The sequence below is a fragment of the Pseudomonadota bacterium genome (genome assembly GCA_018817425.1).
In the GTDB taxonomy this organism is placed as follows: Bacteria; Desulfobacterota; Desulfobacteria; order Desulfobacterales; family RPRI01; genus RPRI01.
In genome coordinates, this window is the sequence record JAHITX010000080.1 from 1 (window position 1) to 25680 (window position 25680).

Genomic DNA, 25680 nt, shown 5'->3' on the forward strand with positions numbered 1-25680 from the left:
AAATAGCGCAAGCACGGTTCTGAGAGGGGTTAGCGCCAACTGATGTATGGTTGAAATATTGTGGCACCGCCGGGAAACCAGGCGGAAACGGAGAACACAAACATCGACCTGTAGCATCAGAAGAAACTAATCTACTCGACTTTGTGACTAATAGGATAATTGTTGTCAGGTCTACTCTTAGCTCTTGTTGAAAGATTGATGGAACTTAATTGCCATGGCGGGGTGTGGGATATAAAGCCCATTTGAAAGAAAGAAGAATATCGAATATCGAACAAGGAATAATGAATGTCGAAGGAAGATAAATCTCGGCGGGGTGTGGGAAATAGAACGCATTTGAAGGAAAGAAGGATATTGAATAAGGAAACAACCCCCCTTAATCTCCCTTTATAAGGGGAATTGGAGGATGAGCACTTTTTTGAGGGGGAATGAATATCGAAGAGAAAAGTAGCGGTTGGTAGAATGAAAAAATCAGCCAGCCGCTAACCTTTATATTCAAGCCCAGCCTGGCGTGGCAAATGACTTTTTACATAATCTCGTCTTATCGGATGTGCGCTACCATTTAGAATAGGACCGACAGCGCATGCACGATAACGGCCAATTATGTAATGCTGTGCTTTGGCATGACAGGCTGGGCGTTAAGATGATAGCGGCTACCTTTTTCATTTTATGGCATAAGCCTTGTCATGAGGGCCTACCGTTAAAAAGATAACTGTCTTGTCTTCCAGCCCTTCACAAAGGCAATATGCGCAAGCCGGTATCTTCCGGCATTCTTCGCAGATCGTAAATATGACGCGGAAGTTTCTATCAATGCGAGTGCTGCGGCATCCACGCAAGTTGAGCTTCCCGGAGGTATCTGTAAGCTTTTCGGCATTATGATACGGATCGGCCAGGACTCTTTCAACACGGCGCTTTATTTGCTCCCGCATGGCACTGTACCGTTTTAGATTAGTGACAAACCTTTGCTCATAAACGGCTTGGTAATTACTCACCCCATACCTCGTCGTGGGAATGCAACTTGATCTTATTATGTTTTTTGCGTTTGCCTATTTCTTCCATGTCTTTATAAAGAGGCATTTCCGGCGTGAGTTGGAAAACATCCATGTTCTTTTTTAAGATTTTTGATAATTCTTCCCTGACAACCCGCCTGATCATGGGTTCCAGGGTGCTGGCCAGTTCTTTTATGTTTATGTTTTCTGCATGAGACATAGGGTCTTTTCTCCTTAATATTAGGAACGCTGTGCTTTCTGTTTCAGTTGTTCCTTCTCAATAAAAGAATCCAGCAACTGGATAACTTGACGTTTCTCTTTGATATCCAGCTTTTCAATCTGACTAAACCGTCGCCATAGGCGCATATCTTTGTTTTTGCCTTCCCTCTCAATCTTCTCTATCCCGAACAATTGATCTATAGAGATATCCAGCGCTTTTGCAAGCACCGGCATGACATGGGCAGGAGGATTTTGAGCCTGTTTTTCATAATAAGCGATCATCCTGTGAGATATCCCCGTTTCTTTTCCAAGGCTCCTCTGGGAATACCCTCTTTCAATTCTAAGCCTGGCTAACCGTTGTCCGGATGTTTCTTCTTTGTTCACTTTTTTAATCTCTGACATGGTATTCCTTTACAGTAAATAGCTATCCCAAGGAGCCAGTTTCAAAACGCCCCATTTTGGCCGATCTCAGCGTTGGGCTCAAATTGTAATCCTCGAAATACTCCATGTATTCCTGCGGTTAAAATTTTCGCCCGCCTTGACCTTGACCAAACTGAAACGTTTTGAAAGTGGCTCCAAGCATTATGCACCAGATATTTAGTTGTCATTGGTGGCCTCAATAAAATGATTGTTATTCAGCTACAAATCTTGTAGCAATATATGCAACAAATATCAACTGATAATTTTTTGAGAACGGCATTATATTTTTCTTGAAAGGCGAAGTATTGGGGATGGGGTAAATTTTTAAACTTAGGGTAGTATTTAGTGTCAGTTCAGCTTTAGTCACTTATTGAAAAATTAAGGATCTTAATTGCAATGGCTGGGTGTGGGGTATAGAACGCATTTGAAAGAAAGAAGAATATTGAATAAGGAAACAACCCCCTTAATCTCCTTTTTGCCATATGGCACAATTATAAAAGGGGGAAGTGGAGGATAAGCAATTTTTTGAGGACGAATGAATATTGGTTTGCTTTTCTGATTATAAGTTAACAGGAACATGTAATGTGACAGATAGTATTTATTAAAGCGTTTTCCCTTTAACCTGATTGCGGCCCTGGCTTTTGGCTTCATAAAGCATTTTATCTGTAGTATTTATGAATTCAGCCGGTTCCAAACCATCTTTAGGAGAAGTGGTTGCTACTCCTAAAGAGATTGTTATACAATCTGCCACATCGGAGTATGCATGTATAATTTGTAATGATTCGATATGATTTCGAAGTTTTTCCGCCAGTTTCTGAGCATCATCCTGGCTTACGCCCGGCAAAATTGCTGCAAATTCTTCGCCTCCGTAACGGGCAATGATTTCACCGGATCTTTTTATGCATTGTTTTAATTCTTGAGCTACAAGCTTTAAACACTCATCACCTGCCGGATGCCCGTAATTGTCATTGAATTTTTTAAAATAATCTATATCAAGTATTACTAGTGAAACAAGTGAACCTGAGCGTTTAGCCCTATTCCATTCGGATTCAAATACCTTGTCAAAGTGTCGGCGGTTTGGTATTTCGGTAAGAGAATCTATCGCTAACATATGTTCCAGCATGTCGCTTTTTCTTTTTAGCTCAAGATGTGTATTCACTCTGGCTTTTACTATGGGCATATGAAAAGGCTTTGTAATATAATCCGCTGCTCCTGATTCCAACCCTTTAGTCTCATCTTCAACTTCACCTTTAGCTGTAACAAATACAATAGGAATATTTTGAGTTTTTATATTTTGTTTTAAAATACTACAAACTTCATAGCCGTCCATTCCCGGCATCATGATATCAAGCAAAATTAAATCCGGAGGATTTTCAGACTTGCAGATTTCAATAGCCTTTTTCCCATCGGTTGCAATTTTAATATGGTAATCTGATTTTAGACCTCTTGCCATAACCTGTATATTTATCGGCATGTCATCTACAATCAATATAGTTTGTTTAGATTCATCAAGGAGCATAATTTTCCTTTATTTATAAGAGAGCTATTCAAGGCTCTCCAAAGAAATACCCATATATTCACTCATATTGGATAAAACGGATAGTGCATTTTGATAATCGAATTTATCAAGATATTCTTCAAAAGTTTTTATATTGTTTTCATACCGGGACCCTGAAACTTGTTTTTGCAATGACTCTAACAATTCATCCTCTACAAGATCATTTCTTTTCAAAAGCTGCTGGAGCCTGGAAAATATAGGTGAAAGTGTTTCAATATCAGGAGATGATTCGGGAAAGTTTATAATTTGTAAAGCGTCCATTTTTTTAAGTTGTTTTATTGATGTCAGTACCTGATGCAAAGTATTATCGAAATCACTTAAGAGGCTGACAAAATTTCCACTGTCGCTTTGTTTAAAAGCGGCCTCAAGCTTTATAGAAGCTGATTGCAGATCATAGGCAGAAATGTTGCCGGATACTCCCTTTATATTATGAACCAAAGCTTCTCCCTCTTCAATATCCCCCTTGCGGATTATATCCCGCATCTTTTCCGAAGCGTCATTAAATTCTGATATAAACTGAAGCAGTATTTTTTTATAAAGTTTTTTATTGCCTTCAAATCTTTTTAATCCGGTCTTAATATCAATACCATGTAATGTCTCCGGCAAACAAATATCTTCTTGCTTTTCAGATTTTTTCGATGTCATAAGAGGCAAAATTTTTTCTGCCCCTTCAGGTTTGATCCACTTAGCGAGAGTTGACAACAGCAGGTCATTATCAATCGGTTTTGACAAGTATTCAGTCATGCCTGCCTTAAGGCATTTCTCTTTGTCGCCTTTTCTATCATATGCAGTCATGGCAATAACTGGCAGACCTTTGAAACGCTTTTCTTTTCGTATTAAACAGACAGCTTCGTATCCATCCATTTTCGGCATTTGGATATCCATTAATACGGCATCAACCATTAATACTTCCAAAGCTTTAAGGGCCTCTTTGCCGTTATTTGCAATGGTTACGCGAACACCGGCATTTTCCAGTATTTCTTGCACTATTAGCTGATTTAGTAAATTGTCTTCAACAAGAAGAATATGTGTGCCGGCAATTTTTTGTAAATCCGCTTTATTTAAAATATTTGTTATAGATACTTTCATATCCGAACAACCTGCCGGAGATTGTACGCAGGGGTCTATTTTGTTTTTACTGATTTTAAAATATACCGTAAAATAAAATGTGCTGCCTTTTCCCGGATTGCTTTCAACCCAGATGTGGCCCCCCATCATATTTACAAGACGTTTACATATAGCAAGACCTAATCCCATTCCGCCATATTTGCGGGACGAGGCTCCGTCTGCCTGGGTAAAAGCACCAAACAATATTGGAACAATAAAAGGATCCATGCCTATTCCTGTATCACTGACTGAAAATTGTATATTAACTCCATCGTCATTCTCATTAAGAAGTTTAGCATGTATTGTAATTTCACCGCTTTTGGTAAATTTAACGGCATTATTTGCCAGATTGACAAGAATCTGCTCTAAACGCAAATGATCGCCAATAAGAGTCTGCGGAACATTTGGTTCAATCTCAACAGTAAAATTTATGTCCTTTTTTGCGCATTCATCACCTATAAGGCTTGTAAGATGCTTTACTACATCATCCAATTGAAATTTAGCGGATTTAATGTCGAGTTTTCCTGCTTCAATTTTAGAAAAATCCAGGATATCATTAATAATTACCAAAAGCGATTGAGATGAAATGCTTATTTTTTCCAAATAATTCTCGAGTGTTGGCGTTAACTCGTTTTTTAACGCAAGATCTGTTAATCCTATAATAGCATTTAACGGAGTTTTGAATTCATGGCTGATGTTTGCTATAAATTCGCTTTTTGCCTTGTTTGCCGATTCTGTTTTTATTTTCGTTTTTTCAAGCTCTTCCACCGTTTCGCGAAGATGCTTGTTGAGATGTGCCCTTTCTATATGAGCTGTAAGCCTGGCCAGTAATTCTTCCCTTACAAAGGGTTTGGTAATATAGTCAGTTACGCCTGATTTAAACATTTCCAAAAGCTTTGATTGATCACTTGACCCTGTGAGCAGAATAAAAGGAAGATCATGCAAAAAAAGCTCATTTCTTATTTTTTTGCATAACTCATCTCCATTCAGTTGAGGCATAGATAAATCGCTTATTACCATATCTATTTCTTCTTTTCTGGCATAAAGAATTGTATAAGCTTCAAAACCGTCTCCGGCTTCAATAACACTCACACCTTCCCTTGCCAAAGTAGATGATACTATACTTCTTAATGTCGGGCTGTCATCCACTACCAGCGCCGTTAACTTCATTAAACGGTTTTCAGGTTTTAGAATTTTATTTGCGGCTGATAGTATATCGCCTTTTGAAAATGGTTTTGTGATAAAGTCCGCAGCTCCAAGTTGAAATCCTTTGTTCCTGTCTTTAAGGTTATCGTTTCCGGTTACAAATATAACGGGTACCTGGCATTTCTTTGAATGTTTGAAAATGCCGGAATTTTGCTTGTTTTGAAGTTTCTTGAAAGTTTCAAAGCCATCAAGTGTCGGCATTTCGATATCAAGGGTGATCAAATCCGGCATATATTCACTAAATATTGCAAGAGCTGTTTTTCCGTCACAGGCTTCCTCTAATATATATCCGCCTTCTGATAGTTCTCTTTTTAATATCTTTCTGGTTATAGGACTATCATCCACGACAAGAATTTTTTTTTGATTTTCCGGCATATCACTTATTATCTTTTAATATGGTGCTTTATGTTAAGTGGTTATTGAAAAAATTTAATATAGAGATATTTCTCCCCGGACAGGACCGGTAATATAAATACCTGTTATCTCATCTATCGGCATGATAAAATAAAATCTTTAATTGTATCGGAGATACAGGTAAAGATACTTTCGGTTATGATCTGAAGATTTTGAATTATTTTTGTCAAATATATTGGGATAATAGGGATTATGATCAGCAGGGTAATCTAAAGATTTCGGAAGGAAATTTTTACTTCTTATTTGAGTTGATAGAAATTTGGATTATACCTTAGGGTGTTGTTTCGATTGCGTAAAGAGCTGCTCCGATAGCGCCTGTAAGTTGAGGGTATTCGGGCAGCAAAATCTTTCTTCCTATAATTTTTTCCATCATTTTGACAAGGAAAGGATTATAAGCAACAACCCCTCCCGTCATTACGACATTATCGCCAAGTGAGTCCATTTCAAGCACCCTTTTTATTACGGATAAAAAAAGTCCTTTAATTATATCCGGGACATTTTTCCCCTGCCGGATTTTTCCTAATACTTCCGTAGCTGAAAAAACAGTGCAGTAGCTTCCAAGTTCAACCGTATCAACAGATTGTCTGGCAAGAATGTCCATGTTTTCAAGAGGTATATCAAGGCGTGCAGACATTTCTTCAAGAAAAGCTCCGGTTCCGGCTGCGCATTTTCTGTTCATCACAAAATTTAGCCTTCGGCCATCTTTATCAAGTTTTATAATTTTGTTATCCTGGCCGCCGATATCAATAATTGAAATTTGTCTTGGAAAACAGTGGAAAGATCCTTTCCCATGGCAACTTATCTCCGTTTTTGTTTCATTGGAAAAAGAAACATTTTTCCTCCCATATCCGGTTGCAATGATACGGCTTACATTGTTATTAGATGATTTAGATGCGGCAAGGGATAGATCGAAGCATTTTTTTGCGGTTGCCAAAAAATCTGTTCCCGATTTTTCTACTGCATATCCGACCAGATTTTTACAGGAATCAATTACGGCAACTTTTGTTCTGGATGCTCCAACATCGATTCCAACATACAAAGGATTTGTCTTCATAACGGTAAAGCTGTAAAAAGCTTATTATTTTGGCTCAAGAGCTTTAATAAGAGCCCTTAAGGTTTTATTGTAAGGTGTTTCCATTCCGGTCTGCCTGCCATATTCCACAAATTTTCCGTTCATAAATTCAATTTCAGTTCTGCGGTTGTTTTCAATATCTGTAAGCATGGAAGGTTTGTGATCACCGGCATTTCCCATATATTCTAATGCATAGGGATAAAAATCCCAGCCAAGATCTATTCCGTTTGCCCTGGCAACGGCAACACATTCTTTTACAAGAGAATCTATAATCTGAAATACAAAAGGATCGTTCATGGCCTGGGACATCGTTAGTCCGGTTACTGCGCAAACCGGATTCATGCAGGAATTAAGAATTGCTTTTCGCCATATCATGGAATTTATTTCATCGGTATGTTTGGTATGAAGACCGCATTTTGTCAATATTTCAGCAATTTCAATTGCAGCCTTAGTTGATGTTTTATCAAGTTCCTGTAAATAATGCGGGGGGTGATTAAAAGACATGCGGACATGACATGGTCCGATTAGCTCACATCCGTAATTTACAACCGCTCTCATAACTGGTTTTTTACCGAGAGTTTTTGCTATTTCGGATTCAGTATCTATCCCGTTCTGCCAGCTTATAACATACATACCTTCTTTGTAAAATGCTTCTATGGCAGAGGAAACGAGTGAAAGCGTGTTTGCTTTTATAGCAAGAATTATTACATCAGGTACTTTTTCGCAAAGATCTTCTACGCTTGTACATGTGCGGGATACACTCTGCTGTATATTTTCTGCTCCTTCAATGATAATGCCCGGATTTATGGCCGGTTTCACCAGCTCCGGAACCACATCACATAAGGTTACTTCATATCCGTTTTTTGATAGTAATGCCGAGACAATACATCCAACCGGGCCAGCTCCTATAACTGCGAAATGCTGTGGCTGAAAATTAGATTTATTTTCCATATTATGAGAATTTTTTTGATTCTTAAGATTTTTTACGCGTATAGATTGTTTGGTATTTTTGTGGCGAAGCTTTCATGCATTCAGCACAACCAGACTCTGCATCAGCATCAAAGGGTTCCAAAAGCACTTCAAAGCCTATTTCTTTATACATTTCTAACATTTCTGAAAGGCGTGGATCATCATAAGTTGCTCGCTTTTCCCATCCTTCAAGTGTTAACTGTTCAGAACGTTTCATTTTGTTAGTCTCCAATTTTATGGTTTAAAAAATTTATTTCAGATTACAGTCAAGCCTTTCGGGTGCAACATCGATAACTTCAAGCTTTCCGTCACCGACTTTTTTACCGTCAATCACTTCAGCCAGTTCCTCGCTTGTTCCTTTGTAGAGCAGGCCGAGTTCCAGGATACCGCCAGCTTTACTCCATCCTTCTTTCTTGCTACTTGCAACTTTTTCTGTTTCTTCTATTGCTCCGATAACCAATCTTGATTTCTGAAAAGAGTCCACGCCGGTGACATGCAGTTTAAGGGGAGTGCCATTATTTAAAAAATCCTGGAAGGAATTGGTAATTGCATTTACCAGATATTCATCAACAGCTTTTTTTGCACACATCTGGATTGCTGTCGTTGCCCCGGTAAGAGGACTTATATGGGCAGAGACACCGGTTTTAACTACCGAGCCTAAGACGAGACCTGTCTGAGTCTGAATAACCTTTAATTGAAGGCTTGCCTGTATTGATTTTAACCCTGAACCTGGATAAGCCTCTCCGGCATCCTGAGCGACAGCTTTTCCCACGACAACATACTGTGCTCCGAATTTCAGCCCTAATGCCTTAGCTGCGTTTGTGTTTCCGGCAAGAGCCTGCCTTCCCTGATTATTATTTATTATTGCATCAACCTGAGACTTATCAACAAGTTCAAATCCTTTGGCGCCAAGCAAAGAAGCCATTTCTGTTGAGGCAATTCCCATTCCCAGATTGTCCATACTCTTATAATCCTCTTCGATAAGAATCATCAGTTTTGGATGTTCCATGCTTGCAAGAAGTATCTTCATAGCAATAAGGTCATCTTTGATTTTATCAAGAGAAACCGTTGCTTTTATGATTATTTTAAACAGGTCTTCTTCTTTACTTTCTTTTAGTATCGAAAATCTTTTGATATAGCCCTTGGTTCTTGAAAAAATCTTATCTTTTTTGAGTTCAAAATTTTCTACTTCGGTCTGAGACTGAATAAAAATTCCAACCCCCTGCTCAACAGCCGAACGCTGAGCCTGGCGTATTGCATCTTCTCTTGATATGGTACTTACCCCTTCAGCCTCAATTGTTTTATCTTCTGCAAAAGAATTGCTGTTAAAAATCATAAAAACCGCAAATGCAAACATGAATAATACTGTTTTTTTCATTTGGTTAAACCTTTCACATTATCAACCTGCACCTTATATGCAGGGTCAAGTTTTATACAATTTAAAAATAACCTGTTAGCTTCTTCTTTATTCCCCTTGTCAAGCGCATCAAGCCCCTGTGAAAAATAAATTGCCGCATCCGGATTGCCGGTACTCTTTACTTTAACAGGATTAAACGCAACTTTCATTGATTTTGCAATCTTTGCAGCAAGGTCAACAGCTATATTTATAAATCCGCCGATGTCTCCTGTTATAAATTCAGCCATCAGGACTTCTCCGGTCTCGACATTTATTATTCTGGCATCTATGCGTACATTGTTTCCAAGCACCATAAAAGATCCGAAAACAATGGATTGCGCTCCAAGCAATTTTCCGGCCTTTACTGCGGTCGACTGATCCACGCTGCCACTCTGGCCAAGAGCGATTTCTTTTAAGATCGCCTGAATTTTTTCACGCTCAATGATCTGAAGAGTCGTATTGCTGTTTTTAAGATCAGTAGTCAGCATGGCAGAAAGCCCCTTGCTTAAAGGAGCATATTTTTCAGGCTCAGTAACCGAGTTGTTTTCAAAAGGCAATACAGCCATTGTTTCAGGTACTTGATATACAGCTGCATCAGATGGTTTTTCATCCTCTTGGATAATTTCTTTTGAAACACCGGCACATCCGCAAAAAAGCAAAAAAAGTATAAGTGTTGTAATAACATGGGTATTAAAATTTTTCATCATATGATCCCTTTTTTGTCCAGATATATTGACAAACCTGTGCATTATTGCAGATAGGGCCAAACAATTACGGATAAGTTCCGCCTGTCGTTGGAAACTGCCCGCCGGTAGTTGGAAGTTGCCCCCCAGTAGGTGGTTGGTGTTCAATATTCTCTTCCCCTAACGTTTCTTCCCCTACTCCGGTTATTCCAAGATCTCCAATATCTATTCCCAAAATATCCGTTCCGGTATAATCACTGTTAATCAGAGAGTCAACTGCGGTCGAAGTATCCATTATCAGTTTGCTTTCTTCAGAACTCATTAAAGATTCAATAGCTGTGGATATTTTAGAACCCTTTAAATTTATCAGGTTATTTATATTCGGATAATTTGCCTCCGGGCAACTGTAAGCCGCTTCTTTTGCAAGGTCAAAATTTGGATCTTCTTTAAGGGCCATATCGAAATAACTCTTTGCCTCTTGCCATTTACCGGCATCTAAGGCATCTAAGGCATTACCATAATGAACCAAAGCATTGTAAACCTTTGTATGAACAACTCCGATAGCTTTTTTTTCTTTATCTGCCAGCTTTATTCCCATGATTTTTGCTATATCTTTTATAATTATCGCAGGAAGTTCAAAAAACTTATCCTTTTCAACAGATGCAGATTCACTGCCTTTGATATTTTCAGTTTCGGTTGAAGCTAAGGTGGTTATGGCTTTAATACTGCCAATCGAAAGATTGCCGAGAACAATATTACGAGCGCCAAGAAGTTTACCAACCTTAGGTGCTGTACCCTGTTTAACAAGGCCTGTTTGCCCCAGCTTCATTTCTTCCAGAAGAGCCTGCAATCTGATTCTTTCTACAACTTGTATTGACTTTATTTTTGAAAGATCTGAAATAATCATTGCCGCAAGGCCTTTTCTGAACGCATGGAGGCTTTTATCAGGTGAAAGATCCTCATAATAGCAAACGGCAACTGTGTTGGAAGCGGGTTGTGTTGCCATTAGTGTTTTTTCCTGAGCAAGAGCTTTTGTTGCAAGCTTACGGCTTTGGGCAATCCTTAACAAAGTGATTTGACGTGATATTGCTTCTTCCAAAATAGGGTTATCTTTATTTTTGTAACCCTGCCAAATCTGTATAGCCTTATTGAAATTTCCCTTACCAAGATAAGCAAGCCCATTATAATAGGTAGCAAATGGTTCTCCGGGTTCTTTTGCCAGGGTAGCCTCAAATCCGGAGATTGCTTTATCGAAACGGCCAGTTTTTAAATACCAAACTCCAAGCTTATTTCCTGATTTAACTGAATCCGGATTTTCTCCGATATATCCCTCATAAACAGGTAAAGCGCCATCATCTGTTGCAAATCCACTCAGTTGTTTGTTGTTTGAAGGCCTGTCAACTCCCCCGCAACCTTGAGTTATTGCTATAGCAATGATAAAAAATAACATTATGAAAATATTTTGCTTGATACGCATGGTTTTACACTACCCTGTTTTTAGTTGATTTATTCCTTTTTCTACACTCTTATGCAACTATTATCAAGTGAAAAAAAATAGTTATATTTATTTGCAAAACCCTCTTTCATAAAGATACTTCCCGGATTTGCATAATCCAAGGGTACAAGCTTTACGGGAGTTTTCACATAAGCGCGAAATTTTCAACAACTGTAAGTGATTCGAGAAAAGTGCCCGCCTTTTCAAGTACCTCGGTTTTCCCTTTGGCAATAGCCGCGACCTTTGCATCATCCGGCGACTGGTTGCCTGCAAATGGTTGGTCTACGGAGCCAGTTTCAAAACGCCCCATTTTGGCCGATCTCAGCGTTGGGCTCAAATTTCAATCCTCGAAATACTCAATGTATTCCAGTGGTTGAAATTTTCTCCCGCCTTGAGCTTGACCAAACTGAAACGTTTTGAAAGTGGTTCTACGGTATAGGAAAATGTTTGAACTTCATTTGTTTTCGGCAAGTCATCGAGACAAAAGGCCATAAAAGCTGAAATCGGAAGGCCGATTATAACTTCTCTGCTAAATCTCAAAAGCGGACGATAGATTTTTTCTGCTTGATACACAGCATGGTTTTTATATTTTGGTATTTCAGAATATACCATGCATAAAACTTTTTCTAAAACATTTCATTTTGATTGTTTTTTGCATGGGACTTCTTCATTTTACGTCTTATAGCATCTTTTTTTAAAATTTCATAATAATGCATAATCTGGTTTACATAATTAACGGCTTCCGAGCCTCTGCAATATCCAAACTTTGCCTTGGAATAATACTTTTGTTCACTCAATAAAGGTAGTACTTTTGAAATAGATGCCCATCTATATGGATTTATTTTCATTTGTATTGCAAGATCCATAGCATCTGAAATATGGCCTTGGCCTATATTATATGCTGCCAGAGAAATAAACAGTCTGTCCTGTTTTGATTTTAATCGATAGTATTTGTGTAATTTCTTTAGATGTCGAACCCCTGCATGGATATTTTGTTCAGGGTCGAATATGTTGCCCAATCCCAGGCTGAATGCTGTTTCGGGAGTTATCTGCATGAATCCGTAAGCACCTGCATAGCTTTGCGCGAAAGGATCAAACCTTGATTCCTGGTATGCCATGGCTGTTATCAACCTCCAGTCAAAACCATAAGTGCTTGAGGCTTCTTTGATAAACTGGCTGTATATGGGAAACCTTGTTCTCAACATTACATAAAATACTATTATATCCGTGCTGTCAAAAGAATCAATTCCTGAATAATATCTGTTGCGGATTGCGGCATATTTTCCATTTTTATTTATAATTTTAAAGAAATCATTTATACGCAATAAAAGAGTTTTGTCATTAAGTTTAACCGCCCATCCTACAGGTTCAAAGTCACTGATTGCTCCGGCAATTACAACCTGCGGATTATATCTTCTGTTAAGATTGGCTATATTTGAGTATGCAATAGTAATCTTAATTTTTTTCATTGCAACATTTTCTATCAATTCTTCGTCATAGGTATTTTCACTGGAAACTATTTTAAGATTAATTCCCTGCTCTTTTAATTTCTTTAGCTGATCTTCATAAGGGGAGCCTTTTCTGACATGAACATACCGGTCTGTAAGATCCTTTTTGGTTTTTATAAGCCATGCTTTATTTTTTCTAATAATAATATGCTGCCGAACATTCATATAGCTATCTGAAAAGGCTACCTCTTTTATCCTTTCCGGAGTAATTGTAATATTTGCAGCGATAAAAGAATTTTTGGTTTTTTTCAAAGCAGGTATCAAGTCTTCCGGTTTTTCTACTACATGTACATTAAGTTTTACACCAAGATATTCTGCAAAAGCCTTTGCCAGTTCATATTCAAAACCCAAAGGCTGATCTTTATAAAAATAGTAACAATGAGCGTTGTTTAATGTAATTACATTTATTTGCCCGCTTTTTAGAATATTATTGAGGCTTGCATTTTCAGAGTTCTTTACCCATACAATGAATACGCAAAAAGCAAGATACAAGAATACGACAAATAAATTGTAATAACGGGGTTTTTTCTTCATAAAATTATCATTGATAGTTTGATAGAGTCGTTAAAAGGCTCCAAGCTGGCACTCTTTTATTTTTATTCCAAGAGATTCGCATGCGCAACTAACTGAAAATTTTGTAATATTTAAAGTGCCGGCTATTTCCCATGCTTTGATGCATAAAAGTTTGCCATCATAAAGACTGTTGCGAATGGCGGCTTCAAGCTCCTTTGATACAAAATCTTCGGCGATTACAATTTTTTTATCAGGTTTATAACCAAACAATCCAAGTTGGCACCGTGCAAGTTTGAGCTTAAGACGGTCTGCAGCAGCTCCTATATCACAAGCCGGAACTTGCAATCTCCGAGCAATCTCAAATGCATCGGTGCATGAAAGTTCGTTATCTGCCACAAGGCTCATAATTTCATTTTCAAGATCACTTTCTTTTATAGCCATTACAATATCCCTTTTTGTTGTACGACAATGATTTATTTATTTTAATAATTACTAATAATACGCTCATGTTTTGACTTTTTGAGTGTTAATTATTATTATAAAACAATTGTAAAAAATTACATCTACAGAGCCACTTTCAAAACGTTTCAGTTTGGTCAAGGCGGGTGAAAATTTTAACCGCAGGAATACATAGAGTATTTCGAGGATTAAAAATTTCACCCAACGCAGAGATCGGCCAAAATGGGACGTTTTGAAACTGGCCCTACAGCTAAATTGCGGATACATCTCTGTTTATAATAACCGCTAAACTATATACGAAACATCATATCAAATCAAATCGAATGTGAAGTAACTATTTGATAAATAAATATAGTGTTTTGCCATTAACGGAAAAGGGGTTTTAAAATATAATGAAACATATAAAATTCTCGATGAAAATCCTTTTAATATATAGCATAATATTTTTTTTTGGAACTTCTTTTGGATTTCAAAAGGCTTATTGCCTGACAGTGAAAGAGGAAGAAAAACTTGCCGTTGAATTTCTTAAAGCTGTTGCAGAACATTATGAAATTGTTGATGACCCTGTTTTGGTAAAGTATATTAACGATATAGGGGGCAAGATATTGGCTGCTGCTCCACCCCAGCCTTTTACCTACCGGTTTAATATAATAAAAGATGAAAATTTTAATGCATTTGCAGGACCTGCGGGAAATGTATTTTTTCACAGCGGATTAATTGAGGCTATGGACAATGAAGAAGAACTTGCAGGCATAATGGCTCATGAAATTACACATGTAGTATGCCGCCATCTTTCCGACCGGTTTGAAAAATCAAAAAAAATTGAAATCGCAACTCTTGCAGGAATGGCTGCCGGCATACTCCTTGGAGCTGGTGGGGCAGGAGATGCCGGGAATGCACTGCTTATGGGCACAGCTGCTATGGGGCAGTCGCTTTCTCTTGCTTACAGCCGCGAAGATGAAATACAGGCCGATCAGATAGGTTTGAATTACCTTAGAAAAGCAGGATACACAGGTGACGGAACATTAAGTATGTTAAAGAAAATACGTGACAAACGCTGGTATGACCCTAATGATATTCCTGTTTATCTATCAACTCACCCTGCAGTTGAAGACCGTATAAACTATCTTAGCAACCGAATAGAAGAAAATGCCGGGGCTTCAAACAAGAAATCGGTTTTAAACAATGATAATTTTGAAAAAGCACATACAAGGCTTCTCGTCATGTACGGCAATAAGGAAAATGTTTTAAAAATGTTTAAAGAGGATGTGAACAAGCATCCAAAAGATATCATGGCCCAATATAAATATGCCCTGATTTTATCTCAAAACGGGAATAGATTGGATGCGGTGGAATATTTTAAAAAAGCTCTTGAGAAGAATCCTTTTGACCCCGAAATTTTAAGAGATCTTGGGAAAACATATTTTCAGGATGGACGATATCCTGAAGCGCAAAAAACCCTTGAAGGAGCGATAAGCCTTGCTCCGGATGACCCTGAGACGCAATTCTTTTTGGGACGTATTAAAGCGGAAACCGGAAAATTGAAAGAAGCCAGAGATTTGTTTTTAAACATAACCGGCAAATATCCATTTTACAATATGGCATTATATTATCTTGGTGAAACAAGCGGGAAAATGGATAATATGGCTGATGCCCATTACTATTTGGGTTTGTTTTATATAAACAAAAAAGATGATAAAAATGCCCGCTTTCATTTTGAAAAGGCATTGGAAAAAACAGAGGATAAAAACAGAAAATCTGAAATTGAAGATTTTCTTGAAAAATATAAGAAAAAGGGCAAAAAAGCCCCTAAAGAAAAATCTTGATTAACTGAGCCACTTTCAAAACGTTTCAGTTTGGTCAAGCTCAAGGCGGGCGAAGATTTCAACCGCAGGAATACATTGAGTATTTCGAGGATTGAAATTTGAGACCAACGCTTAAGATCGGCCAAAATGGGGCGTTTTGAAACTGGCTCAACCGGCTTCACGCGAGTTATAGATTTTTCCACCTTGCAAGGAATAATTTAGAAGAACTTTTGCTGCTTTTTCCCGTTTGACATCGGATATGACTACAATACCTCTCTTCTCAAGTTCGGTTTTCCACTCCTTAATTTTCGGTCCTTCATCAAATCCGATTTTTCTTGCATCATAATCACTAGCGCCTGTTATGACTTTTCGTACTCCGGACCAGACAATCGCACCCAGACACATAGCACATGGTTCCGTACTTGCTACAAGCTCATGAGCAGGCAAACCCTGACCTCCAAGGTCGTAGGTGCCGGCTTTTTTCTGCGCAAGCGCAAAAGCCACAATTTCCGCATGCAGAACAGACAAGGCTTCTAAAGTAACCAGGTTTACGCCAAGAGAAATCAATTTCCCTGATTCAGACTCAAAGATTGCAGCAGCAAAAGGGCCTCCGGTGCCATTGGAAACATTAAGTTGTGAGGCTTCGATAACAAAAGACATGCGATCCTCAACGGATAACATATAAGCAGGCTGGTTGCTTATGAAAGTATTAATCCAATCCGGAAGCTTTATTTCTATAACTCTTTCTTGAAATGACATAGTGATTCACCTGTATGATCTTAATATGATGTCCGGCATAAAGCACAGCAGCATTTTTTGCAATTGCTCTTAAAGCCATTTGTAATAATTATAGCAATTATCATGACCAAATAAAACCTAATTTATGATATTTGCTATAAATAAAAAATATGATCCGGCTTTATAATTATATATCGATATTTGTTTTGATTATGTTTTTATTATTGACAAAGCACCAATATAATGCCAAAAAAACAAACTTAGAAGTAGTTTTGTCTTTTTACCTTAACCCACTATTTTAATCCACTACCCTAAACACATTAAGGAGGTAGTATGTCCACTCTTGTTGTTCCCGGTGTCCGTGTTGAGGCACATTTTGATGTCCTTCCACCCTTACCCGCACCGTCCGGTATTATCGGTATTGTCGGGGTTGTAGACCGTCCACCCGAAGCTACCCGTCTTATCGGTGTATCAAAGGTATCCGAACTCAAGCAGCTAGTTGGGCCGGGAACCTTATACAGCATGAAAGAGGCGGTTCACGCCCTTTCAAACGGTGCAAGTGAAGTTGTTGTTTCGGCAGTAAGTGGCGGCAGTGCTGCAATTCTTACCCTTTTGAACGAAGATTCGGTTGCGGCTGTAATTCTTAAATGCCGGTTTAATCGCCGATGGGCGGATAAGTTTTCAGCCGAAGTCCGCACAATTCTTGATGCAACAGGTAATATTGTCAGAGTTGCATTATATCTTTTAATTAATGGTTCCGTTGTCGAAACATTTCCCGATTTGCGAGTGGCACCGGGGCAGGTGGATGACCTTTTTGATACTATTAATACCAAATCGAATCTGGTCGTTGCTCTTGATGCAGGTTTTCAGGATGCATTGCCAACCGGAGGTACTTACATTTTCGATTCTCTTGGTACACCTATTGATGTTCTTGTTGACGGCGATACATCTGCTCTTTTTCAACTTCTTCCCAAAGACGATGTTGAACCTGATGGACTTCGTGTGATTCTATCGGTATCAAGTACTACTTCTGAAATAAATATAAAAATTTACCGCGGAGCTGCATTGCAGGAGGAATTATCCGGCCTTACAATGAATCCGGATAGTGACTTGTATCTGCCTTTTGTGCTTCTTGCAAAAAGCAGCCTGATTCAGATACGTGCCGCCAGTTCACTTGATGTTGGAAAGCGTCTTCCTGTTGCAACAAATGGCCCGGTTATGTTTACCGATGGTACGTCACCTAGTGTAAATGACTATAAAAGCGCTATAGATTTATTGACCGAAGACCCGCGAATAGACCTGATCTGTTCATCAATTGAGCCGGCGCGTTCCGATAATGAAGTCATGCAGATCCATCAAGCGCTTGTTGCCCACGCGGTTAAAATGGCTGATGATGGCTCACCCTGCATAGCCTTCGGTTCGGTAACACCGGCAGAGGCTGCCAGTCTTGATAAAATTAAGGATCATGCATCGGCTGTACGCAACCGTCGTTTTGTTTTAATTGCACCAAGCCGTGCAGATGGAGCAGTTGCCGGAATGGTCGGTCGAATGAATCCCAAAGAATCGCCAACTTTCAAAACGTTGCCTTTGCACGATATTGCTCCGTCAACTTATCGGGAAAGTGAATTAAACCGCCTTTTGGGTTCAACAACCAATCTTTTGGTGGTCCAGGAAAGAGCCGGGCGTGGCATTGTAGTTCTAAGAGCATTGAATACTATTGGTGATCAGATTTCGGTAACACGCGTAGCAGATAAAGCCATTCGTGAGACCAAGGCTATTTCGGAAAATTTTATCGGTCAGCTTAATTCCGAAGATGCCCGAACAGCTCTAAAACAGCAGATTTTTGCAACGCTTACCAGAATGGAGCGTGAAGGAGCCCTTGTGCCCTCAACCGATGGTACGGACCCGGCATTTATTGTTGATGTATATTCAACTCAGCAGGATTTTGCTCAGGGCATTGTAAGGATCGATGTGGCCATAAGGCCGGTAAGAGCCATTGATTACATCTATGCTACAATTCGTGTTAAAAATTAGAACAGGAGGATAACGTGCCTACTATATTTGCCGCAAATGAAAGCAGTGTTTTGATCAACGGGGAGCCTATAGAAGGAGTCCAGTCGGTCGAATACCGCAACCGCCAGGAACGTGACAACGTTTATGCCTTGGGAAGTGCTGAACGTATCGGCATGATTTCCGGTCCACAGTATGTTGATGGACGTATTTCCGTTAATTCAACCAGTCCGGGATTGGACCAGATTGTTGGTGAATCCATGTTCCAGATTACTTCTCAACTGCGCCACGGTGAAACGCAAATGACAGTATCTTTCGATGATTGTTATTTAACTGAAAAAACTTTTAAACTTGATGTAGGTGGCGTTGGTTCGGCAGTTTATATGTTTACTGCTACGCGTGTTCGCGAAGAACTTGGATAACAGGCTGCTGTTAATAACATGACATTGAGAATCGATACCAACCGGGGCGAAGCGATTATAGGCCCTGTCCGGGTTGAAGTATGCGCCATTGGGGATGAAAATCATCTTCGCATTGGCGGAGAAGATGGGCCGGTACTCAGGCAGATTACATTCGGTGAACGTACTGCGGCATACCTTAATTGCCGGCATGCCGCAAAATATGCCGACTTCCTGAGTGCTATAATAGCGCATACTGCAACGGTTAGCCCCGGTATTGGTGAACGTGATATAATAGAAATAATTGCGCTGCATTTGGCAGGAGCGGAAAATGATGCTCCGACTTTTGTCGAAACTGCAAACAAGGTTTCAAAGGCTACAGGTTGGTCTGCCGAACTAATAGACAGCCGCCCGGCTGTCTATATCGATTCCTTGTTTATGCAAATATCGGGTATTACCAATCCATGGCGTACTATTCTTCTGGCACCTTCAACTGAGGAACCATTGCTATCAATCAAACATCACCTCGCAATGTCCATTTTAAAAAGAGGAAACGGTTCTTCAGAGTTGAATGAGCCGGATAAGGATATAGAAGAAAACAATGCGGAAGAAACCGAAAAAATTGATTATGAGGCGTCTTCTGATTATTTTGAACAAAGTACTTTATTGATGCCGAAAAATATCCGTCCGGAAATTGATCCCTCCAAAAACACAAGCGTTCGAAATAAACAAAAAACGCCTTCAAAATTGCTGAATAAAAAATTGCCGGATCATAAAGAAGAATCTTCTGCTGTGCCGGAGCTTTTCGAAAAAGAAACCCTCTTGTTAAACCTTGCAAAGCCTGAAGGCGATTTACTAAAGAGTAACCAGCACAAAAAACCGGCGGAGCCTGCCAAACAAAAGGTTTATGAGAAAGAAATATTTGAATTTAGCAGTAAAACAAATAGAATAAACCAAAAAGCTGATAATGTAGAAAATAAAGAATCTGATTTATTATGCAGCATACCTTCCGCTCATACTTTGTCATCTTCTGTCTTTTATGGATATGCAGAAAATAATTCTATAATTGATAAAGAAAATTTTTCACAAAACAGTCAATTTCAAAAAGCTGAAACTTTAATTCAAAACAAATCCGGCAGTATTATTGAAACATCAGAAATAAAAGTAAAATCACCGGATGTTGTAAATGCTGAAAGCGAAAACAAAGACAGCAAATCAGTCAATGCAGTTCAAAGCTATGCATTATATGATAAACAAGATGAATCGATAAAAACCGATCGGGATGAGAAAAACAAATATAAAGCTGTTTTAAAACCTGATGAAGCAACACCATCTATAAAACCAACCAGGGTATTTCCTTTTCTTGCAATATCGCTTGAAAAAGAAAGGGCTCCTGTGATTTCTTCTATGAAGACTATCATGAAGCCAAATCAAACTGGTTTCGGGCAGACCAATAATGAAAAAACCGCTTCTTTAAAGCGTAAAGAATTCTTTGCAAATAAAGATTATCATCAAATATCAGGGGCAAATTTTTTTGAACCTGTTATGCAAAAAAAATCAGACTTTGTATGGGAGAAATCAAATAATCGTTCAGATGTATTTGCATCTTCTTCTGGTTTAACAAAAGATGGTGAAAAGAACCTTGATCCGATAAATGTAATGGCAGAAAAACCCCTACTACCGGAAAATACGCGCTTTTTATACCGGCAAGCTGATGTCAAGATGCCTGAGTCAGATTTGCCGATGACTAAAGCTTTATATAAGAACTCAAATTCATATCTTAATCCTGCAGATCAAATTGCTTCTCTTTTACATCAGGAAGCCGATATGAGAGGTATTGATCGATGAGTAACGGCGATTCAACCAGGCCAATTCCGCTGTTAGGCGATATATCCTTGGAATATGTCGGTTCCATAAGGCATAGCATAGAAGGAGGTTTTGTTTCATCCCGCATTCCCGGTTTTGACGGTGAAGTTCACCAGCGAAACGGCCGCCCTTCACACAGGATATTTATTGAAGGCATTCTTTTCGGAGAAGAAGTATCCGAAAATCTTGAAACACTTCAAGAAGCAGCACAGATTGGAGAAGAACTGACCTTTTCAGCAGATATTACTACTGCTCTTGATATACAGCATGTTGTAATAGATCATTTTCAGGTTCAGGAAACAGCGGGGCTCCCAAATCATTATACATATTCGCTAAGCCTGATAGAAAGTCCGCCTCTTCCTCCTCCTGCCGAAATATCCGGGTTTGGCGGTCTGGATGATTTCGGTTTTGGTGATCTGGGATTTGATACGGATATTATGGGTGATCTTACTGACTTGGCAGGCGATATAGCAGGTGCGCTTGATGATGCAATGAATCTGATGGACCAGTTGGGAGCGCTGGCCGATCTGGATGGCCTTTCGGTAGACGGGCTTTTACAGCCTTTGCAGGATGTTGCGGATAACTTAAGTCCGATCGGTGACCAGCTTAGTGCCGGATTATCAAATCTGACGGGGCTTTTTTCATGAGTATCCGCAATATAATTATAGAAGCTCAGCTTGGAAATTACCTGTATGATGTTCATATTATTTCTGTAAATATAACACTTACGCTTTTGCCGGCAGTTAACCGTGCAGAAATTATATTGCCTGCATCAGTTGCCATGGATGCTTCACATGGTGATGATGCAGTAATAAGAATAGATGGGGGAGACGGTATGGAAACTGTGCTTACCGGCAAAATCTATTCTGTGCATCGAAGCATATATGAAACCAGAATTGATGTTGCAGATGCCGGATTAATGTTAAATGCCGTTCGCCCTGCAAAAACCTTTGATAAACAGGATGCAGCTACCGTTATAAAGGATCTCGCAGCCGACTGCGGTGTGGATATAGACCGGTGTGACATTGATATTAAACCGGCATTTTATGTTGCACACCAAAACCGCACAAGCGCCGAACATATTGCTTATCTGGCAAAACATGCGGGAGGATATGCGGCAGTATCAGCGGAAGGTACGCTCACAGCTTCAACCTGGCCTTCCGGTCCGGATAAAAACCTGACCTTCGGACGGGAAATCAGAGAATATTGTACTAAAGATCGTATTCCGGTTTCATATCAAATCGTTCCCACAGGCAGCGGACCTGCCGGAACAACCGATGCTTACGATGCTAAGCGGCCAACGATAAAGCCGATTCCTACAGACGCTCCCGAACCGGGTAATGATGCCCGCTGGATTCCAACACAAATGCTAAGAACACCAGATGCCGTAAGCATTGCGCAGGAAGGTCTCAACCGTCATAACGCCGCTTATGCAAGCATGATGGAAGCCGAAACTCTAGTTATGCCGGCCTTTCGGCCCGGTGACTGTTTTAGTGCGGAGCAGATGCCGGATAGCCTTTCAGGAGGTCCCTGGTATTGTATCAGATTGACTCATCAGCTTAGTTCGAAAAGCTTTAGCGCGACACTGATTGAAGCCATCACTGCCGATAGCGGCGATTCTTTTTCTGCGGGAGGGCTTTTTTGACTTCATCATTGTTTGAGAGCATCAGCCGAATAGCAAGACATGAAGCCAAATCCCAGGCGATTGCCGGTATTGGTATTGTAGTTGAATCGTTTCCTGCAGGAGATGAAGAGCCGGATTATGCAGTCAGCGTGAAAATGCGTGATACGGGACTTGTTCTTCCCAGGGTGCCGATTGCAACCGGGGCAATGGGATTTGCCGCTATGCCTGCGGCAGATGATGTAGTTGTGGTGGTTTTCATGGATGGTGATTATCATGCGCCTGTTGTTATCGGGCAACTTTATACTCCATCAAAAGAACCTCCTGAACATAATGATGACAATATTGTTCTTAGGCTTCCGGCAGGCAGTGATGAACCGAAATTAAATATCGAAATTACACGAGCTAAACCTTCCTGCACATTAACTTTGTCTGAAGATGTGAGTCTTGAGATCCTTAAGGATTCAGTTGCGGTAAAAGTCGGGGATATAAATCTGACACTCACAACGGCAGGCGGAGGCAGAGCAGAGATAGGAGCCGGAGGCTCAACTATAGTTATGAAAAAAGACGGAAATATTACTGTGACTGCTAAAACCAAACTGGTTCTGGAAGCCCAGGAAATTGAAATTAACGGTCAATCACAGGTAAAAATCTCCGGAGCAAAGGTGGATATTAACTGATGGGAATGCCGGCTGCCACGCAAAATTGTACTGTTACCGGAATTGATACCCATATTGTCATGGTTCCCACGGGCGGAGGGCCGGTACCTACACCTTTGCCGCATCCTTTCAACGGCTTAATTGATGGAGGATGCATACAAACGGTTAAAATCGGCGGTATGGCTGCCGCGGTTGTCGATTCCACTGCTTCAAACAAGCCGGCGCATATGCCCACTCCGCCAGGAACTTCTTTCCAGAAACCACCTGCAAATAAGGGTACTGTGATGATGGGAAGTATGACGGTTAAAATAGGGGGCAAAGCCGCCGCGCGGCAGGCTGACCCGGTAAAAACCTGCAATGATCCGGCTGATGCGCCTGTTGGCCAGATAATTGCCGCAGGAACGGTTTTCATAGGATAGTTATGGCACAAAACTATGGCAGTGATCTTTTTGTTGTTCCCTGGTTGACGGCACATGATGCTGCCGAGATTGATATTGTTACCAAACGTAAAGGAAGAACAACACAAGTTGTTGATCCGGATACCGCCACAGACCGTGTATTGATTGCACAGGCATTGATATTAAGACTCTTGACTCCTCGCGGGACATTAGAATCTTTAGGGCATTTGAGCTACGGTTCCCGTTTGCACGAACTTATTGGCCGTCGTAAAACGGAAGCACTTCGAAATCTGTGCCGCTTGTATGTTCTTGAAACTGTGGCACAGGAACCAAGGGTTGAAGCAAAGGCTGTTCGTGTTATTTTTGACCGAAAATCCGAAACTCCTTCAAGCTTTGTGTTTACGCTGGAAGTACGTCCTGTTAATGAACAAGAAACCTTAACACTCTCTTTAGAGGTCAGTATATGAGTTTTACCCCTCGAATTTACGAAGAAATTGTACGAGATTTGCTTACTACCATGACCGGTGGTACGGTTCGGGAAACTTTATCCGTTGAGGCAGGTGTTAAAGATGCGATTGTTTTACGTAAACTTTCCAAACGTCCCGTCAGACGCATATCTCATATAGAAGAAATCAGAAGAGATCCGGAAGGCAAAGAAACTAAAATCCGTTATACGCCCAATGACTATGAATTGATAGCCTCCGGAAATGATGGTCCGGATTCCATTAGATTCCGGAAAGATAGCAATATGCCCCTTATCGGCTCAACTCTGGTTGTTAATTATTATCCGGTAGAAACAGAACCGACTCCTCTTACGGATGTTACAGTTGGATCTGTTGCCAGAACTATGATGGAAACTTTCGGTCGCGAACTGGCCACTACCGAACAGCAGTTGGATTTTGTATACAAATCGGCATATCTTGAAACCGCAACAAATAATGCCCTTGATAAAGTCGTGGCGCTTGTAGGAGTAAAACGAATGCCGGCAGGCCATCCGGTGGTTAGTTTGAAGTTCTCCCGCATACCGCAAACTGCTGGACGCATAACAATACCGGTTGATACAGTGGTTAGTGACGGTAATAACAACAGATACTTAACTCTTGGTTCGCTTATCCTGGAACCATATGAGCAGTCACGGGAAGTGCTGGCCGGAGGAGAAGGCCCGGGCACAAAGGAAGTTGAAGAAAATACTTTAACCCGTTTGGAAGTACTTATTGCCGGAATAGGAGAAGTGACAAATCCAAAACCGGCCAGGCGCATGTCTGTTCGTGAATCAGATGAAGATTTGAGGAAGAGAACTTCCGGTGCTTTGCATGGCGTTTTGCATGGTACGCTTGATGCCATCAAATTCGGTCTTTTGTCGATAGAAGGTGTCCAAAGTGTTTCAATTACTGAATTTCCAAATGATATTCCGGGTGAACTTAAAGTAGAAATAGCTTACAGCAACAAAACCGATGATGTGTTTGAAGAAGTTCAGCAGAGATTAAAAGAGCTCAGACCCGCAGGCGTCCGTATCATACAGGGTGTAGCGCTTCATAAATCAGTTTCGGTCTCAATATCTCTTACCCTTGCAGGAAGAGGATTGCCGGAAGAAGAAACAGAGCTTCTTAAAAATGAGATTACGCAAAAAATTAAAGATCATCTGTCGGCAATTCCGGCAGGAGGTTCGGTTCGACAGGCCAAACTGGGGGCGATAGTGCTGGAAAACCCGGCAGTGGTTGACTGTGCAGTATCGTTGATATGTGAAGGAAGTTCTCCGGCAGACAGCCTAACACTGGCGACAAATGAGATAATCGAAGTAAAGGAGCCTTTCGAATTTCCTCTGATTCAGCCTGAAGATGCTACAGCACCTGTCGCACAAACCATCACGGTAAGCGCATTCCTTCCGGTTTATCTTGAACCAGCAGTTACACAGCAGGAAGTTGATGAAAGCATAACCATGGCTTTTGATGGTTTTCTTGCAACAAGAAGCCCTCAGGTTCCGCTTACTGTCGATGCAATGGCTGCGGCCATACGTGATGACAGCAGATTTGTATTGGTTCGTGATGAAGCCTTGATTACCGTTGAAGTAGAAGAAAGCTTTTTCCAGCTCTCAGACGGCCTTGGAGAATATGTTCCTGGTATAGATGATGTTTTCCAAAGTGATGAAATCACAATAGAAGTCAGAGAAGGTTAATATA

26 protein-coding genes are annotated in these 25680 nt (G+C 40.2%); 10 read left to right on the plus strand and 16 right to left on the minus strand.

The features are described from left to right. Positions 1-659: 659 nt before the first annotated feature. The 15 genes from KKC46_13970 to KKC46_14040 all read right to left on the minus strand — a co-directional run bounded on the left by KKC46_13970 (position 660) and on the right by KKC46_14040 (position 13987). The gene (locus KKC46_13970) at positions 660-989 is read right to left on the minus strand and encodes a hypothetical protein (GenBank protein MBU1054915.1); all 330 of its coding nucleotides are present in this window, start codon (positions 987-989) and stop codon (positions 660-662) included. Next, complete coding sequence (locus tag KKC46_13975; GenBank protein ID MBU1054916.1) at positions 982-1206, minus strand: hypothetical protein; 225 nt, start codon at positions 1204-1206, stop codon at positions 982-984. Before KKC46_13975 ends, KKC46_13970 begins: the two co-directional genes overlap by 8 nt. A 20-nt stretch (positions 1207-1226) precedes the next feature. Continuing rightward, positions 1227-1607 (minus strand): helix-turn-helix domain-containing protein, encoded by a 381-nt coding sequence (locus KKC46_13980; protein ID MBU1054917.1) that lies wholly within the window; start codon positions 1605-1607, stop codon positions 1227-1229. 619 nt (positions 1608-2226) lie between these two features. Further along, complete coding sequence (locus KKC46_13985) at positions 2227-3144, minus strand: diguanylate cyclase (protein MBU1054918.1); 918 nt, start codon at positions 3142-3144, stop codon at positions 2227-2229. A gap of 24 nt (positions 3145-3168) precedes the next feature. Continuing rightward, positions 3169-5871 (minus strand): response regulator, encoded by a 2703-nt coding sequence (locus tag KKC46_13990; GenBank protein ID MBU1054919.1) that lies wholly within the window; start codon positions 5869-5871, stop codon positions 3169-3171. A gap of 310 nt (positions 5872-6181) precedes the next feature. After that, positions 6182-6964, minus strand: a complete 783-nt coding sequence (locus KKC46_13995; GenBank protein MBU1054920.1) for an ATPase — start codon at positions 6962-6964, stop codon at positions 6182-6184. Positions 6965-6988: 24 nt separating this feature from the next. Beyond that, entirely contained in the window at positions 6989-7933 is a 945-nt protein-coding gene (locus KKC46_14000) for a 2-dehydropantoate 2-reductase (GenBank protein ID MBU1054921.1), read from the minus strand. 22 nt (positions 7934-7955) lie between these two features. Continuing rightward, positions 7956-8168, minus strand: coding sequence for a hypothetical protein (locus KKC46_14005; GenBank protein MBU1054922.1), 213 nt, complete (start codon positions 8166-8168; stop codon positions 7956-7958). 33 nt (positions 8169-8201) lie between these two features. Further along, complete coding sequence (locus tag KKC46_14010; GenBank protein ID MBU1054923.1) at positions 8202-9329, minus strand: hypothetical protein; 1128 nt, start codon at positions 9327-9329, stop codon at positions 8202-8204. After that, the gene (locus KKC46_14015; GenBank protein ID MBU1054924.1) at positions 9326-10054 is read right to left on the minus strand and encodes a CsgG/HfaB family protein; all 729 of its coding nucleotides are present in this window, start codon (positions 10052-10054) and stop codon (positions 9326-9328) included. Before KKC46_14015 ends, KKC46_14010 begins: the two co-directional genes overlap by 4 nt. Before the next feature lie 64 nt (positions 10055-10118). Continuing rightward, a complete protein-coding gene (locus KKC46_14020; protein ID MBU1054925.1) occupies positions 10119-11507 on the minus strand; it encodes a tetratricopeptide repeat protein in 1389 nt (462 codons plus the stop codon). A gap of 163 nt (positions 11508-11670) precedes the next feature. After that, positions 11671-11862, minus strand: coding sequence for a hypothetical protein (locus KKC46_14025; protein ID MBU1054926.1), 192 nt, complete (start codon positions 11860-11862; stop codon positions 11671-11673). Next, positions 11859-12137, minus strand: a complete 279-nt coding sequence (locus KKC46_14030) for a hypothetical protein (protein MBU1054927.1) — start codon at positions 12135-12137, stop codon at positions 11859-11861. The genes KKC46_14025 and KKC46_14030 overlap by 4 nt, the downstream gene beginning before the upstream one ends. Positions 12138-12151: 14 nt before the next feature. Continuing rightward, positions 12152-13567, minus strand: a complete 1416-nt coding sequence (gene mltF / locus KKC46_14035; GenBank protein ID MBU1054928.1) for a membrane-bound lytic murein transglycosylase MltF — start codon at positions 13565-13567, stop codon at positions 12152-12154. 30 nt (positions 13568-13597) lie between these two features. Then, on the minus strand, positions 13598-13987 hold the full coding sequence (locus tag KKC46_14040; protein MBU1054929.1) for a hypothetical protein: 390 nt from the start codon (positions 13985-13987) through the stop codon (positions 13598-13600). Between the two features lie 410 nt (positions 13988-14397). On the opposite strand from KKC46_14040, the gene KKC46_14045 reads away from it, so the two are divergent. Next, positions 14398-15831, plus strand: a complete 1434-nt coding sequence (locus tag KKC46_14045; GenBank protein ID MBU1054930.1) for a M48 family metalloprotease — start codon at positions 14398-14400, stop codon at positions 15829-15831. Between the two features lie 147 nt (positions 15832-15978). Here KKC46_14045 and KKC46_14050 read toward each other — a convergent pair whose 3' ends face one another. Then, entirely contained in the window at positions 15979-16569 is a 591-nt protein-coding gene (locus KKC46_14050) for a nucleoside deaminase (GenBank protein ID MBU1054931.1), read from the minus strand. A 312-nt stretch (positions 16570-16881) separates the two neighbouring features. Between KKC46_14050 and KKC46_14055 the strand changes: the two genes are divergently transcribed. Genes KKC46_14055 through KKC46_14095 form a run of 9 tightly spaced genes read left to right on the plus strand, consistent with a single transcriptional unit; the run spans position 16882 to position 25676 of the window. Next, the gene (locus tag KKC46_14055) at positions 16882-18582 is read left to right on the plus strand and encodes a hypothetical protein (protein MBU1054932.1); all 1701 of its coding nucleotides are present in this window, start codon (positions 16882-16884) and stop codon (positions 18580-18582) included. Positions 18583-18596: 14 nt separating this feature from the next. Beyond that, positions 18597-18980, plus strand: a complete 384-nt coding sequence (locus KKC46_14060) for a hypothetical protein (protein ID MBU1054933.1) — start codon at positions 18597-18599, stop codon at positions 18978-18980. Between the two features lie 18 nt (positions 18981-18998). Continuing rightward, a complete protein-coding gene (locus tag KKC46_14065; protein ID MBU1054934.1) occupies positions 18999-20804 on the plus strand; it encodes a hypothetical protein in 1806 nt (601 codons plus the stop codon). Continuing rightward, a complete protein-coding gene (locus KKC46_14070) occupies positions 20801-21469 on the plus strand; it encodes a hypothetical protein (protein ID MBU1054935.1) in 669 nt (222 codons plus the stop codon). The genes KKC46_14065 and KKC46_14070 overlap by 4 nt, the downstream gene beginning before the upstream one ends. After that, entirely contained in the window at positions 21466-22467 is a 1002-nt protein-coding gene (locus KKC46_14075; protein ID MBU1054936.1) for a hypothetical protein, read from the plus strand. Before KKC46_14070 ends, KKC46_14075 begins: the two co-directional genes overlap by 4 nt. Next, positions 22464-23123 carry a hypothetical protein gene (locus KKC46_14080; GenBank protein MBU1054937.1) on the plus strand — a complete coding sequence of 220 codons (660 nt, stop codon included), beginning with the start codon at positions 22464-22466 and terminating at the stop codon, positions 23121-23123. The genes KKC46_14075 and KKC46_14080 overlap by 4 nt, the downstream gene beginning before the upstream one ends. After that, entirely contained in the window at positions 23123-23521 is a 399-nt protein-coding gene (locus KKC46_14085; GenBank protein MBU1054938.1) for a hypothetical protein, read from the plus strand. Before KKC46_14080 ends, KKC46_14085 begins: the two co-directional genes overlap by 1 nt. 2 nt (positions 23522-23523) lie before the next feature. Continuing rightward, positions 23524-23967, plus strand: coding sequence for a GPW/gp25 family protein (locus tag KKC46_14090; GenBank protein ID MBU1054939.1), 444 nt, complete (start codon positions 23524-23526; stop codon positions 23965-23967). Then, positions 23964-25676: a baseplate J/gp47 family protein gene (locus tag KKC46_14095; GenBank protein ID MBU1054940.1), complete on the plus strand. Its 1713-nt coding sequence runs from the start codon at positions 23964-23966 to the stop codon at positions 25674-25676. Before KKC46_14090 ends, KKC46_14095 begins: the two co-directional genes overlap by 4 nt. Positions 25677-25680: the final 4 nt, after the last annotated feature.